18 protein-coding genes are annotated in these 13,488 nt (G+C 70.7%); 11 read left to right on the top strand and 7 right to left on the bottom strand.

Features of this window, described 5'->3' with window-relative positions; translation table 11 throughout:
* Positions 1-2: 2 nt before the first annotated feature.
* Positions 3-1,151, bottom strand: coding sequence for an ROK family transcriptional regulator (locus JNUCC0626_RS10280; RefSeq protein ID WP_394619461.1), 1,149 nt, complete (start codon positions 1,149-1,151; stop codon positions 3-5).
* A 108-nt stretch (positions 1,152-1,259) separates the two neighbouring features.
* Between JNUCC0626_RS10280 and JNUCC0626_RS10275 the strand changes: the two genes are divergently transcribed.
* The 7 genes from JNUCC0626_RS10275 to JNUCC0626_RS10245 all read left to right on the top strand — a co-directional run bounded on the left by JNUCC0626_RS10275 (position 1,260) and on the right by JNUCC0626_RS10245 (position 7,615).
* Positions 1,260-1,928, top strand: a complete 669-nt coding sequence (locus tag JNUCC0626_RS10275) for a flavin reductase family protein (protein WP_394619460.1) — start codon at positions 1,260-1,262, stop codon at positions 1,926-1,928.
* Positions 1,906-2,766, top strand: coding sequence for an ROK family protein (locus JNUCC0626_RS10270; protein WP_394619459.1), 861 nt, complete (start codon positions 1,906-1,908; stop codon positions 2,764-2,766). Before JNUCC0626_RS10275 ends, JNUCC0626_RS10270 begins: the two co-directional genes overlap by 23 nt.
* Positions 2,763-4,214 carry an aldehyde dehydrogenase family protein gene (locus tag JNUCC0626_RS10265; RefSeq protein ID WP_394619458.1) on the top strand — a complete coding sequence of 484 codons (1,452 nt, stop codon included), beginning with the start codon at positions 2,763-2,765 and terminating at the stop codon, positions 4,212-4,214. Before JNUCC0626_RS10270 ends, JNUCC0626_RS10265 begins: the two co-directional genes overlap by 4 nt.
* An 88-nt stretch (positions 4,215-4,302) precedes the next feature.
* Entirely contained in the window at positions 4,303-5,202 is a 900-nt protein-coding gene (locus JNUCC0626_RS10260) for an ABC transporter ATP-binding protein (protein ID WP_394619457.1), read from the top strand.
* On the top strand, positions 5,202-5,930 hold the full coding sequence (locus tag JNUCC0626_RS10255) for an ABC transporter permease (protein WP_394619456.1): 729 nt from the start codon (positions 5,202-5,204) through the stop codon (positions 5,928-5,930). The genes JNUCC0626_RS10260 and JNUCC0626_RS10255 overlap by 1 nt, the downstream gene beginning before the upstream one ends.
* 9 nt (positions 5,931-5,939) lie before the next feature.
* Positions 5,940-7,013, top strand: coding sequence for a sensor histidine kinase (locus tag JNUCC0626_RS10250; protein WP_394619455.1), 1,074 nt, complete (start codon positions 5,940-5,942; stop codon positions 7,011-7,013).
* Positions 7,010-7,615, top strand: coding sequence for a response regulator transcription factor (locus JNUCC0626_RS10245; protein ID WP_394619454.1), 606 nt, complete (start codon positions 7,010-7,012; stop codon positions 7,613-7,615). Before JNUCC0626_RS10250 ends, JNUCC0626_RS10245 begins: the two co-directional genes overlap by 4 nt.
* Here JNUCC0626_RS10245 and JNUCC0626_RS10240 read toward each other — a convergent pair.
* Both JNUCC0626_RS10240 and JNUCC0626_RS10235 read right to left on the bottom strand, forming a co-directional pair.
* Entirely contained in the window at positions 7,612-7,935 is a 324-nt protein-coding gene (locus JNUCC0626_RS10240) for a DMT family transporter (protein ID WP_394619453.1), read from the bottom strand. The two genes, JNUCC0626_RS10245 and JNUCC0626_RS10240, sit on opposite strands and share 4 nt — an antisense overlap.
* Positions 7,932-8,252 (bottom strand): DMT family transporter, encoded by a 321-nt coding sequence (locus tag JNUCC0626_RS10235; RefSeq protein WP_394619452.1) that lies wholly within the window; start codon positions 8,250-8,252, stop codon positions 7,932-7,934. Before JNUCC0626_RS10235 ends, JNUCC0626_RS10240 begins: the two co-directional genes overlap by 4 nt.
* A gap of 72 nt (positions 8,253-8,324) precedes the next feature.
* Between JNUCC0626_RS10235 and JNUCC0626_RS10230 the strand changes: the two genes are divergently transcribed.
* Positions 8,325-8,663 carry a MerR family transcriptional regulator gene (locus JNUCC0626_RS10230; RefSeq protein WP_394619451.1) on the top strand — a complete coding sequence of 113 codons (339 nt, stop codon included), beginning with the start codon at positions 8,325-8,327 and terminating at the stop codon, positions 8,661-8,663.
* Here JNUCC0626_RS10230 and JNUCC0626_RS10225 read toward each other — a convergent pair whose 3' ends face one another.
* Entirely contained in the window at positions 8,664-9,224 is a 561-nt protein-coding gene (locus JNUCC0626_RS10225) for a TetR/AcrR family transcriptional regulator (RefSeq protein WP_394619450.1), read from the bottom strand. It abuts the gene before it with no gap.
* Between the two features lie 108 nt (positions 9,225-9,332).
* Between JNUCC0626_RS10225 and JNUCC0626_RS10220 the strand changes: the two genes are divergently transcribed.
* Positions 9,333-9,761 carry a DUF6069 family protein gene (locus JNUCC0626_RS10220; RefSeq protein WP_394619449.1) on the top strand — a complete coding sequence of 143 codons (429 nt, stop codon included), beginning with the start codon at positions 9,333-9,335 and terminating at the stop codon, positions 9,759-9,761.
* Here the strand turns inward: JNUCC0626_RS10220 and JNUCC0626_RS10215 are convergent.
* On the bottom strand, positions 9,758-10,204 hold the full coding sequence (locus tag JNUCC0626_RS10215; RefSeq protein WP_394619448.1) for a VOC family protein: 447 nt from the start codon (positions 10,202-10,204) through the stop codon (positions 9,758-9,760). The two genes, JNUCC0626_RS10220 and JNUCC0626_RS10215, sit on opposite strands and share 4 nt — an antisense overlap.
* 108 nt (positions 10,205-10,312) lie before the next feature.
* Here JNUCC0626_RS10215 and JNUCC0626_RS10210 point away from each other — a divergent pair, with 108 nt between their 5' ends.
* A complete protein-coding gene (locus JNUCC0626_RS10210) occupies positions 10,313-11,272 on the top strand; it encodes a helix-turn-helix transcriptional regulator (protein WP_394619447.1) in 960 nt (319 codons plus the stop codon).
* Here JNUCC0626_RS10210 and JNUCC0626_RS10205 read toward each other — a convergent pair.
* Positions 11,262-11,708 (bottom strand): MarR family winged helix-turn-helix transcriptional regulator, encoded by a 447-nt coding sequence (locus tag JNUCC0626_RS10205; RefSeq protein WP_394619446.1) that lies wholly within the window; start codon positions 11,706-11,708, stop codon positions 11,262-11,264. The genes JNUCC0626_RS10210 and JNUCC0626_RS10205 overlap by 11 nt on opposite strands.
* Before the next feature lie 58 nt (positions 11,709-11,766).
* Here JNUCC0626_RS10205 and JNUCC0626_RS10200 point away from each other — a divergent pair, with 58 nt between their 5' ends.
* A complete protein-coding gene (locus JNUCC0626_RS10200) occupies positions 11,767-12,675 on the top strand; it encodes an amidohydrolase family protein (RefSeq protein ID WP_394619445.1) in 909 nt (302 codons plus the stop codon).
* Here JNUCC0626_RS10200 and JNUCC0626_RS10195 read toward each other — a convergent pair whose 3' ends face one another.
* On the bottom strand, positions 12,676-13,476 hold the full coding sequence (locus tag JNUCC0626_RS10195; protein ID WP_394619444.1) for a hypothetical protein: 801 nt from the start codon (positions 13,474-13,476) through the stop codon (positions 12,676-12,678). It lies immediately after the preceding gene.
* Positions 13,477-13,488: the final 12 nt, after the last annotated feature.

Genomic DNA, 13,488 nt, shown 5'->3' with positions numbered 1-13,488 from the left:
GTTCAGTCGTTCGCGGACTCGGCGAGCAGGGCGTCCCACGCGGCCGACGTCGCGGTCCCCACCGCGCCGTGCAGCACCGCGTCCGTGCCCAGCGCCGACGTCACCACCTGCACCGACAACGGCGTGAGCGACCGCAGTGCCATCTCGATGGGGTGCAGCAGCAGGTCGCCGTTGTGGCCGACCCCGCCGCCCAGGATGATCATCTCCGGGTCGACCACACCCGCCACCGTCGACACCGCCCGCGCCACCAGTCCGGCCACCACGTCCACGACCTCGCGGGCCAGCGGATCCCCCTTGCGCGCCAGCGAGAACACCGTGCGCAACGTCGGCGGGTTCGTCATCTCGCGCGCGGCGGCGAGGCGGTCGGTCGCCTCCTGCACGGACGGGCTCGCGAACCAGCGCGGCCACTTGCCCGCCGCGTGCTCACCGTCGGTGCTGATCGGCAGGAAGCCGATCTCGCCCGCGAGGCCGTGCGCGCCGCGGTGCAGGCGGCCGTTGATCACCAGGCCGAGGCCGACACCCGTGCCGATCCACAGGTATGCGAAGTCGCCGGTCTGGCGGCCGTGGCCCTGGGTGAGTTCGCCCAGCGCGGCCAGGTTGACGTCGTTCTCGATCATCACCGGCGCCTCGAACCGCGCGCGGATCGACTCGACCATGCCCTGGCGTTCCCAGCCGGGCAGGTTCGCGGGCAGCATCACCACGCCGCGCACCGGGTCCGCCACGCCAGGAGAGCCGACGACGACCTGCGCGACCTTCGACCACTCGATGCCGCGTTCGCGCATGACCGTGCGGGCGACGTCGCCGAGCTGGTCGAGCAACGTCTGGTTGCTGCGCAGCCGGGCGCGTTCGTCGTGGCGGGCGATGATCCGGCCCGACAGGTCGGCGACGGCGGCGCGCACCCAGCGGCGGCCGAGGTCGATGCCGATCACGTGCGCGGCCGCGTCGTTCACCTCGTACAGCACGGCTTTCGGGCCCTGCGTGCCGTGCGTGGACCCGGCCTCGCGGATCAGGCCCGCGGTGAGCAGTCCGGTGACGACCTCGGACGTCGTGGGTTTCGACAGTCCTACGGCGCGGGCGACCTGGGATCGGGACAGGGCGCCGTGGTGCGCGATCGCCTCGACGACCGAACGCCGGTTGATGGCTCGCACCATCGACGGCTCGGCTTTCGCGAAGGTCCTGCGCTCGACGAACGTCGTCCTGTCCCTTCTGCTCGGCGTGGTCGGGCTGGGTAATCGTACGGTCGCGGAGGGAGATCACCTATGACGACCCGTCCCGGCCCTCCGGCGGAACTGTCCGGACCGCTGGAACTCGCCCCGTCCGACTGGTCCGTCGGGGATGTGTACCACGTGCTGACGGCTTTGGTGGTGCCACGGCCGATCGCGTGGGTGTCCACTGTGGGCGTTGACGGAGTTCCCAACGTGGCACCGCATTCGTACTTCAACCTGGTCTCGCATGACCCGCCGCACGTCGCGTTCAGCACCACCGCCGTGCGCGACACGCTGACGAACCTCCGCGCCACCGGCGAGTTCGTCGTCAACATCGTGACGATGGACGTCGTCGAACCGATGAACCTGACGTCGGCGGACTTCCCGCCGGAGCAGGACGAGTTCCGCTGGGCGGGACTGAGCGCGGTCGCGGCGCGGACGGTCGGCGCGCCGAGGGTGGGGGAGGCGAAGGCGCACCTGGAGTGCCGCGTCGTGCACGAACTCCCCGTCGGCACGGCGACGCTCGTGATCGGCGAGGTGCTGCACCTGCACGTCGACGAGCGGGTGTGGCGCGACGGCCGGGTGGACCCGAGGTTGCTCGACCCGGTGTGCCGGCTCGCGGGCAGCGGGTACGCGGCCCTGGGGGAGATCTTCGGACTTGACCGTCCACGATGGACTGATCTGGACCGACAGGAGGCCGATGCTCGCCGGAATCAAGGGTAGTGGCACGGAGTTCCGCGCCGTGGTGGGAACGGGGCCGCACGACGTGCGCGCCGAGGAGGTGTTCCCGACCACGACCGCGGACGAGACGATCGCGCGCGTCACCGGGTTCCTCGCCGCGCAGGGGGAGTTCGACCACGTCGGGCTGGCGTGCTTCGGCCCGCTCGACCTCGACCCGCGCTCCCCCTCGTACGGGCACATCACCTCGTCGCTCAAACCGACCTGGCGCGACTACGACCTGCTCGGGGCGGTCCGCGCGGCGTTGCCCGTGCCGGTGACGCTGGAGATCGACGTCAACGCCTCGGCGCTGGGCGAGTGCGCGGCGGGCGCGGGCGTCGGCAAGCGCAGCGTCGTGTTCATGACCGTCGGCAAGGGCACCGGGATCGGCGCGGTGCTGGGCGGACGGCCGGTGCGCGGCCGCAGCCACCCTGAGATGGGACACCTGCCGGTCGCCCGGCACCCGTCGGACGTCTTCGCCGGCACGTGTCCCGCGCACGGCGACTGCTTCGAGGGCCTGGTGAACCCGGCCGGACTGGCCGCGCGCGGACTCTCCGGGCACGAGCAGGCGTTGCTCGCCGCCTGGTACCTCGCCCAGGTCGTGATGACCATGACGTACTCGCTGTCGCCGGAGGTGATCGTGCTCGACGGCGCCGTGGGCACGATGCCCGGCGTGCTGCCCGCCCTGCGCGAGGCGACCCTCGACCGGCTCGGCGCCGACCCCGCGATGGCCGGGGTGAAAGCCGCCATCGACACCTACGTCGTCGCGTCGCCGCTGGGCGGGCGCGCCGGAGTGCTCGGCACGTTGCTGCTGGACCAGGCCTACGAGAGTGAGGACGCATGACCCACACCGATCCGCGCGAGGTGCTCAACCTGATCGACGGCAAGTGGCGGCCCGCGCGTTCCGGCGAGACCCTCACCAGGGAGAACCCCGCGAACAAGGCGTCCGTCGTGGCCACCTGTCCCGCCTCGTCGGCCGAGGACGTGGACGCGGCGGTCGAGGCGGCGCGGCGGGCGTTCCCCGGCTGGGCCGCGACCTCCGTCGAGGACCGCATCGCCGTCCTCCGCCGCGCCCTGGACCTGCTGACCGATCGGTCCGAGGAGATCGTCGTCGCGGACGTGCTGGAGTCCGGCAAGACCAGGGCCGACTGCGCGGGCGAGGTCGCCCGCGCGTTGTCCGCGACGAAGTACCAGCTCGACATCGCGCCCGACCTGCTGGACAGCCGCGGCGTCCTGGACTCGGGGCTGGAGGCCTGGTCGCAGCTCGCTCCGGTCGGCGTGGCCGCGCTGATCACGCCGTGGAACTACCCGTTCAGCGCCGTGCTGCGGAAGAGCATTCCGGCGCTGGTGGCGGGCAACTCGGTGGTGGTGAAGCCGTCCGAGCTCACCCCGATCACCGGCGAACTCGTCGGCGCGGCGTTGACGGATGCCGGACTGCCCGCCGGTGTCTACAACCTCGTCTACGGCACGGGTGCCGCCGCAGGCCAACGGTTGGTGGACCACCCGGACGTCGACGCGATCTCGTTCACCGGCTCCACTCGCGTCGGTCTCGCCGTCGCCGAGGCCACCGGCGGACGGGACGTGAAGGTCCAGGTCGAGATGGGCGGCAAGAACCCGCTGGTCGTGCTGGCCGACGCCGACCTCGACGCGGCCGTGGACGCCGCCATGCACGCCTCCTACACGGCGGCGGGCCAGTGGTGCATCGCGACGAGCCGGATCATCGTCGAGGAGACGGTGTTCGACGAGTTCCGCACCCGCTTCCTCGAACGCACCCGCGAGGTCCGCGTCGGCGACGGGTTCGACGAGAACGTGACGATGGGCCCGGTCAGCTCGCAGGTCCAGTACGAGAAGGTGCTGTCGTTCTTCGAGCCGGACAAGCTGTCGGGCACGGTGCTGATCGGCGGCGGGCCCGCTCCGGACGCCCCGGACGGCTACTTCATCGCGCCGACCGTCATCGAACGCCCCGACCAGGACTCGCCGGTCACCCAGCAGGAGATCTTCGGCCCGGTGGTGTCGTTGTTCGGTGCCGCCGACCTGGACGAGGCGATCGCGCTGGCCAACGGCACGCCGTACGGGCTGTGCGCGGCGATCTTCACCCAGGACCGCGAGAAGGCGGTGAAGTTCGCGCACGCCGTGGACGTCGGCCGGGTGGGCGTCAACATGCCGACGTCCGTGGGCGACCAGCAGGTGCCGGGTGGTGGCCGCAAGAACAGCGGGCGAGGGGAGTACGAGGGCGCGGACGCGGGCATCGCGTTCTTCACGCACCTCAAGCCCATCTTCTTCAAGCCGTGATCGGGCGTCCTGGCCATGACATCTGTCATGGCCAGGACGTGACGCTTGAGCCCCTCTTCGCTGCCCTCGTGCGCCGAGCATTGGACGCATGACGGAGACAGCTGTGCGGGCCGGCGCCGCGGTGGCGTTGAGCGGCCTGCGGAAGAAGTTCGGCGAGGTGCGCGCGGTCGACGGCATCGACCTCGTCATCTCGCCCGGCGAGGTGGTGGCGTTGCTCGGCCCGAACGGCGCGGGCAAGTCCACGACCGTCGACATGCTCCTCGGACTGTCCACTCCGGACGCCGGGGAGATCGGCGTGTTCGGCAAGACACCCCGCGAAGCCGTGGTGGCGGGCCAGATCTCGGCGATGCTGCAGAGCGGCGCTCTGCCCGACGACGCGACGGTCGGCGAGACCGTCGGGCTGATCGCGGCGCTGCACCACGAGCCGATGCCGGTCGCGCAGGCGTTGCAGCAGGCCGGAATCGCCGATCTGGCCGGGCGCAAGTGCACCAAGCTGTCCGGCGGGCAGAAGCAACGCGTGCGGTTCGCGCTGGCGTTGGTCTGCGACCCCGACCTGCTGGTGCTGGACGAGCCGACGGTCGCGATGGACGTCGAGACGCGCCGGGCGTTCTGGAACCAGATGCGCGCGTACACCGACACCGGCCGCACGGTGCTGTTCGCGACGCACTACCTGGAAGAGGCCGAGGAGTACGCCGACCGGGTCGTGCTGATGCGGTCCGGCAAGATCGTCGCGGACGGCTCGGTGGCGCAGGTGCGGGCGGCGGTGTCCGGGCGGACGTTGCGCGCGGTCGTGCCCGGTGCCGCGGACCTGGACCTGCCGGGCGTGCGGGCCGTCGAACGCCGGGGCGACCGGATCACGTTGACCTGCACGGATTCCGACGCCGCCGTGCGCGCGTTGCTGACCCGCTACCCGCAGGCCCACGACATCGAGATCACCGCACTCGGTCTGGAGGACGCGTTCCTCGCGCTGACGGGGGAGGACCACTGATGAACACGCGTTTCCTGGGGCTGGAACTGCGCAGGGCCGTCCGCAACGGCCGGTACCTGATCTTCACGATCATCATGCCCGCCGTGTTGTTCGTGCTCTTTGTGAACCTCTACGGCGGAGGCGACGGCAAGTTCCCGAACGGCCTGCCGGTCACCACCTCGTTGATGATGAACATGGCGTTGTTCGGGGTGATGGCCGGGCCGTTGACGATCGGCGCGCGGATCGCCGTCGAACGAGGCCTCGGCTGGCAGCGGCAGCTCAGGCTCACTCCGCTGACCGGTTCCGGCTACCTGACGACCAAGGGCGCGCTGGCGATGCTGGTCGGGTTGCCGGGGATCGTGCTGGTGTGCGTGATCGGCGCGGTCGAGGGCGTGCGGATGAGCGCGCCGCAGTGGCTCGGCGTGTTCGCGACGCTGTGGCTGGGCGCGATCCCGTTCGTGCTGCTGGGCATCGTGATCGGGCTGATCGCGACCCCGGACGGCATGCAGGCGATCACCGGCCTGGCGTCGATGCTGCTCGGTCTGCTCGGCGGCATCTGGATTCCGGCGGACGTGGCACCGGCGTGGCTGGCGGGCATCATGAAGATCCTGCCGACGTACTGGGTGAAGCAGCTGACGCAGGCGCCGTTCGTGTCCGGAGTGGACGTCAAGGAGGCGTTGCTCGTGATCGGCCTCTGGGTCGTGGTGCTGGGGGCGATCGCCGCGCGCCGCTACCGCACGCAGAGCTAGGTTCGTCCGGTGGACGGTGGCAGGTGGCTTTGGTTCGGCGCGATCTTCGTGCTGCTGTACGTCCCGGCGGTGATCTACGACGTCGTGGTCAGCGACCGGGGCGTGGTGGCGCGGGTGGTCCTCGTGCTGCTGCTGGTGGCCTACGGCGTGGGCTGGCTGGTCGCGCCGAAGTTCTTCTGGAGCAGCGGCAGCGAGAACTTCAACACCGGGCTGGCGCTGGGCCTGACGGCACTCGGCCTGGTCGTCGTGTACTCGCTGGGCATGGCGTACGCGGGCCTGATGGTCTACGTCATGTCGTCGACGGCGGTGGTGCTCAAGCCGGTGCGCGCGATCCTGATCGACGGCACGGTGCTGGTGCTGCTGGCCGGGACGATGTACCTGGAGCAGGACCTCGCGATCGACGGCGGCCAGCTCGGCACGTTGCTGTCGCTGTCGCTGGGCATGCTCGCGGTGGGCCGGATGATCAGGGCGAACATGGCGTTGTCGGTCGCGCAGGAGGAGATCGCCGCGCTCGCCCGCACCGAGGAACGCAGCCGTCTCGCCCGCGACCTGCACGACGTCCTGGGGCACAGCCTGACCACGATCACGTTGAAGGCCGGGGTCGCGCGGCGGTTGCTGGAGAACTCCTCGACCGACCGGGCGCTGGAGGAGATCCGCGAGGTCGAACACCTGACGCGGCAGGCGTTGAGCGACGTGCGGACCACGGTCTCGGGCTACCGCGAGGTGTCGCTGTCGGCCGAGATGGTCGGCGCGCGGGCGGCGTTGCGGGCGGCCGAGGTCGAGGCGGACCTGCCGCACGCGGTGGACAACGTGCGACCCGAACTCCAGGGGGTGTTCGGGTACGTGTTGCGCGAGGCGATCACGAACGTGCTGCGCCACGCCGCCGCGACCCGCGTCTCGGTGCGCCTCGGGGACACCTGGCTCGAGGTGTGGGACAACGGACGCGGCACCGGCGTCGGCACTCCCGGCACCGGTCTGCAGGGGCTGGCGGAACGGCTCGCGCCGCACGGCGGCAGGGTCGTCGCCGGTCCGTTGGACGAGGGTGGCTACCGGCTGCGCGCCGAGGTCGGGGAGACGGTGTGATCAAGGTGCTGCTGGCCGACGACCAGGCGCTGGTGCGGGGCGCGTTCGCCGCCATGCTCGGCCTGGAGGCCGACATCGAGGTCGTCGCCCAGGTTAGCTCGGGCGACGAGGTCGTGCCCGAGGCCCAGCGCACCCGCCCCGACGTGGCGTTGCTGGATGTGCAGATGCCGGGCAAGGACGGCCTGAGCGCCGCCGCCGACCTGCGCCGCGCCCTGCCGTCGTGCCGGGTGATCGTGTGCACGACCTTCGGCAGGCCCGGTTATCTGGCGCGGGCGATGGCGGCGGGCGCGGCGGGGTTCGTGGTGAAGGACGCCTCACCGGAACAGCTGGTCGACGCCGTCCGCCGGGTGCACGCGGGCCTGCGCGTGGTCGACTCCGCGCTGGCCGCCGAGTCACTCGCGACCGGCCAGAGCCCGCTGACCGACCGCGAACGCGACGTGCTCGCCGTCGCCCGCGACGGAGGCACGGTGGCGGACCTGGCACGGGCGTTGCACCTGTCCGAGGGGACCGTGCGCAACCACCTGAGCGCGGCGATCGGCAAGACCGGCGCGCGCACCCGTGCCGAGGCCGTGAAGGTCGCCGAGGACAGCGGCTGGCTCTAAGCCTTGTCAGCCAGCTTGAGCCACACGACCCCGGCGATGATCACCGCCAGCCACCCGGCCTTGGCGAGCGTCAGCGTCTCCGCGAAGAACACCGGCCCGAGCAACGCCGCCCCGACGGCCCCGATCCCCGCCCACACCGCGTACCCGATGCTGACGTCGATCGTCCGCAGCGCCCGGCTGAGCGCCCACAGCGTGAGCAGGAAGAACACGGCGGCCACGAGCGACCACGACAGGTGCGTGAAGCCCTGGCTGCCACCGACCGACAACGCGTAGCCGACCTCGAAGACGCCGGCGAGCAGCAGGGTGAGCCAGGCGTTCACGCGGCACCCGCCAGCTGCAGGCCGACGACGCCGCCGATGACGAGGGCGATCCCGACAGCTTTGCGCCAGGTGAGCCGTTGCCCGAACACGAGCGCGCCGAGCAGCGTGATGCCGACGCCCGCGAGCGACGTCCACAGGGCGTAGCCGACGCCGACGTCGAACGTCAGCAGGGCGCGGCTGAGGAAGTAGGTGGCGAGCCCGCCGGTGACGAGCGTGGCGGCGGTCCAGCCGCGGTGGGTGAAGCCTTGTGCCTTGCCGGCGCAGATCGCGACGGCCGTCTCGAAGACGACGGCGACCGCCAGGTGGAGCCAGTGCATGGGTTTTCCTTCCCGGTGTTGTGCTCCACGAGGGTCGAACCTGACACCAATGTCAGGTGCAAGACTGGGTGAGTGCGGATCGGCGAACTGGCGGAGGCGAGCGGGGTCAGCCCTCGTTCGTTGCGCTACTACGAGAGCGTCGGGCTCATCCGCTCCACGCGGTCCGGGGGAGGGTGGCGCGACTTCGACCTGGCGACGGTCGAGCGGGTCGTGATGATCCAGCACCTGCTGGCCGCCGGGTTGTCCAGCTTCACGATCGGCGAGCTGCTGCCGTGCCTGGAGGCGACGCCCGAGGAGCGCACCGGCGTGATGGAGGAGTTGCTCGCGCAGGAGGTCGTCCGGCTCGAAGCGAAGCGGCGCGACCTCGACCGCGAACTCGAGGTGCTCCAGGCGTTGCGCCGCGACCTCTGATCAGGGGCGGTGGCCGTCGAGGAACCGGCGGACCACGGCCTCGGGATCGGCGGGCGACTGCGTGGCGAGCTGGTCCACGCGCCGGGCCAGCGACCGCATCATCAAGGGCCCGACCAGCGCGAAGAACGTGTGCCGCGGCGGTTCCACGACGAGCGACCCGCGCCGTTGGTGGTGCAGGATCACCTCGTCCACCCGCCGCAGCAGCTTCTCCGGTTCGGTGAGCACCGCGGCCACCTCGGGGCTGAACTTCGCCTCGCGCATCAGGGTGAGCACGACACCGCTGCGGGCCTCGTAGAGGTGCGCATAGTAGCGGACGATCGTGAGCAGGTCGGCCGCCACGTCGTCGCCGGGCGCGTCGAGGTCGAGCGCGAAGCCCGCGAAGCTGCCCCGCACCGCCTGTTTGAGCAGGTTCTCCTTCGAGGTGAACCGGCGGAACAGCGTCGCCTCGTTGATCCCGGCGGCCTCGGCGATGGTGCGCGTGGTCGCCCGTTCGTACCCCTGCTCGGCGATCACCTCCAGCATCGCGTCGAACACCGCCTGATCGCTCACCCGGCTCGCCACGCGCCCCTCCAAACTCAATGCAAGTGTGCACTTGCATTGAGCGTGCCTCGGTGGCTACCTTGTTTGCAAGTGACTGCTTGCAAATCAGCCTACCGAAGGACGCGGACCATGGCCGACACCAGCTTCCCCACCCGTACCTCGGCACTCGCGCCGAGCGCAGGAGAGGTCGTCGTCGGCCTGCTCGGCGCCGCGGTGGTCTCGATCGTCGTCAACGCCCTGATCGCCCTGGTCGCGGGCAAGTTCGTGCCGGAGGGGACGGAACGCGTCGGGCTCGCGTTCGCCGAGTACGCGCCGGCGACGGTGCTGGGCATTCTGCTCGGCACGCTCGGCTGGTACCTCGTGCGCCGGTTCGCGGGCAACCCGCGGCGCGTGCTGCGGGTGCTCGTGCCGGTTGTCGTCGTGGTCTCGTGGATCCCTGACCTGGGGATTCTCGCGGGTGGGGCCGCCGTGGCGAACTCGCTGGCGCTCATCCTCATGCACACCGTCGTCGCGGCGGCCACCGTGCCCGTGCTGATCCGCGTGCTGCCCCTGCGTTAGACGGCGACGTCCACGATCCAGGTCACGCCGAACCGGTCCGTGAGCATGCCGAAGCCCGGCGACCACTGCGCGGGCCCGAACTCCTCGACGATGGTGGCGCCGTCGGCCAGGCCCTTCCAGAGGGCGCTCATCTCCTCGGCGTCGTCCCCGCGCACCGACAGGAAGAACGGCTCGGTCGTGAGGGTGACGCCGTTCTCGCGGCGGGTGTCGCCGGGGCTGGCCGGGGCGTTCGCGCCGGGCACGTCGTAGGCCATGACGCGGAAGCCGTTGTCCGCGACGACCTGGCCGAACACGACGTTCTGCGCGCCGGGGACCTCAGCGGGCATGCCGAAGTCGCCATAGGTGGCGATGGTGGTCTGCCCGCCGAACACCGAGGCGTAGAACTCCAGGGCCTCCCTGGCCTGGCCGCGGAAGTTCAGGTGGGTGACTGCGTTGAGCGGCATGGTGGTCCTTCTTCGAGTTGCCTGCCGCCGGAGGTTTCCGGCGACGAGGACCACGATGTCGTGAGTACAGGACAGAGAACGGCCGCTACTCCTGGCACACTTTGAAACATGCCGACCGCTTCCGCTGCGACCACCTCCGCGCGCCTGCTCGCGTTGCTGTCGATGCTCCAGGTGCGCCGCGACTGGCCCGGGACCGTGCTGGCCGAGCGGCTGGCCGTCAGCGAACGGACCGTGCGGCGCGATGTCGACCGGTTGCGCGAACTCGGGTACGTCGTGCACGCGGTGAAGGGGCCGGACGGCGGGTACCGGCTCGAGGCGGGTGCGCAGATGCCGCCGATGCTGTTCGACGAGGAGCAGGCGGTGGCGCTCGCGGTCGCGTTGCGGATCGCGGTCAGCGCGGGCGCGGGGATCGAGGAGGGCGCGGCGCGGGCGTTGGTCACGCTGCGGCAGGTGATGCCGTCGCGGTTGCGGCAGCGGGTCGACGCGTTGGAGGTCACGGCGGCCGAAGCTGCGTCCACCGTGGACACTTCGCTGCTGCTGGCGTTGAGCACGGCCATTCGTGGCCGTGAAGAGGTGAGGTTCGACTACACCTCGCCTGGCCGTGAGCCCGCATTGCGTCGTGTGCAGCCGCATCATCTCGTGGTGCGCGGTGGCCGTTGGTACCTCGTCGGCTGGAGTGACGAACGTTCCGACTGGCGCACTTATCGCGTGGACCGGCTGACGTTGCGCATCCCGAACGGACCGCGTTTCGCGGTGCGGGAGGTGCCTGGCGGGAGCGTCACCGAGTTCCTGGCTGCCCGGTTCAAGGGGTCGGACACCGGGTGGTCGTGCCGGGGTGAGGTGGTGCTCGGGCTGCCGTTGGCCGAGGTCGCGCCGTTCGTGGGGGACGGGGTCGCGACCGAGGTCGGACCGTCGCGGACGCGTCTGACGGCTGGGGCGTGGTCGTGGGACGCGCTCGCCGCCGGGCTGGCGCGGTTCGGGGCCGAGATCGAGGTCGTCGGGCCGCCGGAGCTGCGGGACGCGTTCGCGGCGCTGGCTGCTCGCGCCGTCCGGGCCGTCAGTTCGTAGAACCGCGGTGCACCGGTGTGTCCTCGCCGAGTGCGACCAGGACTTCGTGCAGCTGGTCCGCGGCCTTCTTGATCAGTGAGTCGTCGACTGGGCCGAGCACACGGTTGATCACGTCGGTGACGGCGTCGCCTGTCTGTTGTGCGATGGCTTTGCCTTGGGGCGTAAGGCGCACGATGTTGCTGCGCGCGTCCTTGGCGTTCGCCTCGCGGGTGATGTGCCCGTCGGCTTCGAGCCTGCGCAGGATGTTGCTGATGCCGCCGGTGGTGAGCAGCAGTTGTGCCGACAGCTCCTGAGGGCGTGCCTCGCCGCCCGCCAACGCGCCGAGCACGTCGAGTTCGCTGCGCGAGAGTCCGTGCTGCTTGAGGACGTCGGCGATGTGCCGTTCGAGCAGCGTCTGCAGCCTGACGGCGTGCTGGGCGAGTGACAGCGAGGACATGTCCGTGATAGTACCTTTAGAGATAGCTTTCATAAAAGGTAACTCCGAGGGAGACGTCATGACCGTGCTGCCAGGCCTGATCGACGCCCACGTCCACCTGTCCGGCCGGGCCGATCTGGAGGAACTAGCGCGCTGGGGCGTGACGACGGGGCTGGACATGGGCTCGTGGCCACGTGGGTTCGTGGATGAGATGCGCGCGCAGAAGGGCGTGGCGAGGATCAAGAGCGCCACGATTCCCGCCGTGGGCAAGGGCGGACGTCACGCGCAGATGCCGGGCTTTCCGGCTGAAGGGATCGTGACCAGCCCGGACGAGGCGAAGCGGTTCGTGGAAAGGCGGGTCGCGGACGGCGCGGACTTCGTCAAGATCGTTACCGAGGCCGCTCCGCCCGAGGGCATGGACCAGCCGACCGTTGATGCGCTCGTGCGTGCCGCGCACGACCACGGGTTGCTCGTCGTCGCCCACGCCGTGACGACCGGTGCGTTCCGTGTGGCCGTGGAAGCCCGTGTCGACGTGAGTACACACGCGCCGTTGGATGCCGTGCTCGACGACGACACCATCGCGGGCATGCGCGAGATCGGCATGGTCTCGGTGCCGACCCTGACGATGATGGAGGGCACCGCGAAGTTGTTGGCACCACTGGGGTTCCGGTACGAACACGCCCGCGACACGGTGACCCGGTTCCGTGACGCGGGCGTCGACGTGCTCGCCGGAACGGACGCGAACTCGGCACCCAGAGCGCCGTTCGCGCCGAAGCACGGCGAGTCGATGCACCATGAACTGGAGTTGCTGGTCGCCGCCGGACTCACCCCGGCCGAGGCCGTGCGCGGCGCGACCGAACTGCCGGCGCGCGTCTTCGGGCTGGCAGCAGGGGATGACCGGATGGAGGTCGAAGGTGACCCGACCGTCGACATCACGGCCACCCGGAACATCGTCGGCGTGTGGATCGGTGGTGAGCGCGTCCGCTGATCAGGCGGACTCGGTCGCCAGCGAGAACGCCGGTCGTGTCCGTTGCTCGGCAGCGATCAGCACCGTCCGCACGGGGTCGAGCACCGGCACGGCCTGTGTCCAGCAGTGCAGCAGGTGCCGTCCGAGCCGCACTTCGAGGACGATCGCGGCGGCCGCGGCGTGCAGCAGTTCCTGGGTGCGCCCTGGGTTCGCGGTCAGGTGCTCGCGACACGCGTCCAGCAGCTCGGTCCAGGTTCGTTCGTGTGCCGGATTCCGTTCGAACAACAGGGAAACAGCGGCGGACGCGGCGTGGAACCCGACGGCGGACGGCCCGGTCAGGACACGGGCGGTGTTGTGCGCGGCGAACGCGACGGCGGGCATCCGGTCAAGCGGGTCGAGTGCCTTGACGGCGGCCAGTTCCCGCAGCTGAGCGGTGGTCGCCCTGGTCGCGGCGAACGAGCGCAGCCCGGTGTGGCCGCCGCTGATCAGGCCGATGAGGTGGTCGCCGATGCGGTGCGGCGAGGCCGTGTCACCGCCGGCCGCGCGCACCAGGGGCGTCGTGAGCTCGTGCAGAGCGGCGCTCCACCATTCGCTCAGAAGTGAACGCCACCGCAGGACTTCCGGGTCGTCCGCCCGCTCCGGCGCGACGCCGTCGAACCCGTCTGCCCCGAGAGCCATCCACAACGCGAGCTGGAAGTCGGCGTCGTGGACCAGCCGTTCCGGGTCGTCCACGACGGTCAGCGGCGGTGGAGGAGCGTCGACCGCCAGCAACGCGGCGATGACTCCTGCGCTCAACGGTCCGCGAGCAGCGGGCAACAACATCAGGGGCCTCCG

The organism is Lentzea sp. JNUCC 0626, from assembly GCF_043632865.1.
Classification (GTDB): domain Bacteria; phylum Actinomycetota; class Actinomycetes; order Mycobacteriales; family Pseudonocardiaceae; genus Lentzea.
The sequence above is the reverse complement of the archived record's forward strand: the minus strand, read 5'-3'. Positions and strand labels throughout refer to the sequence as shown.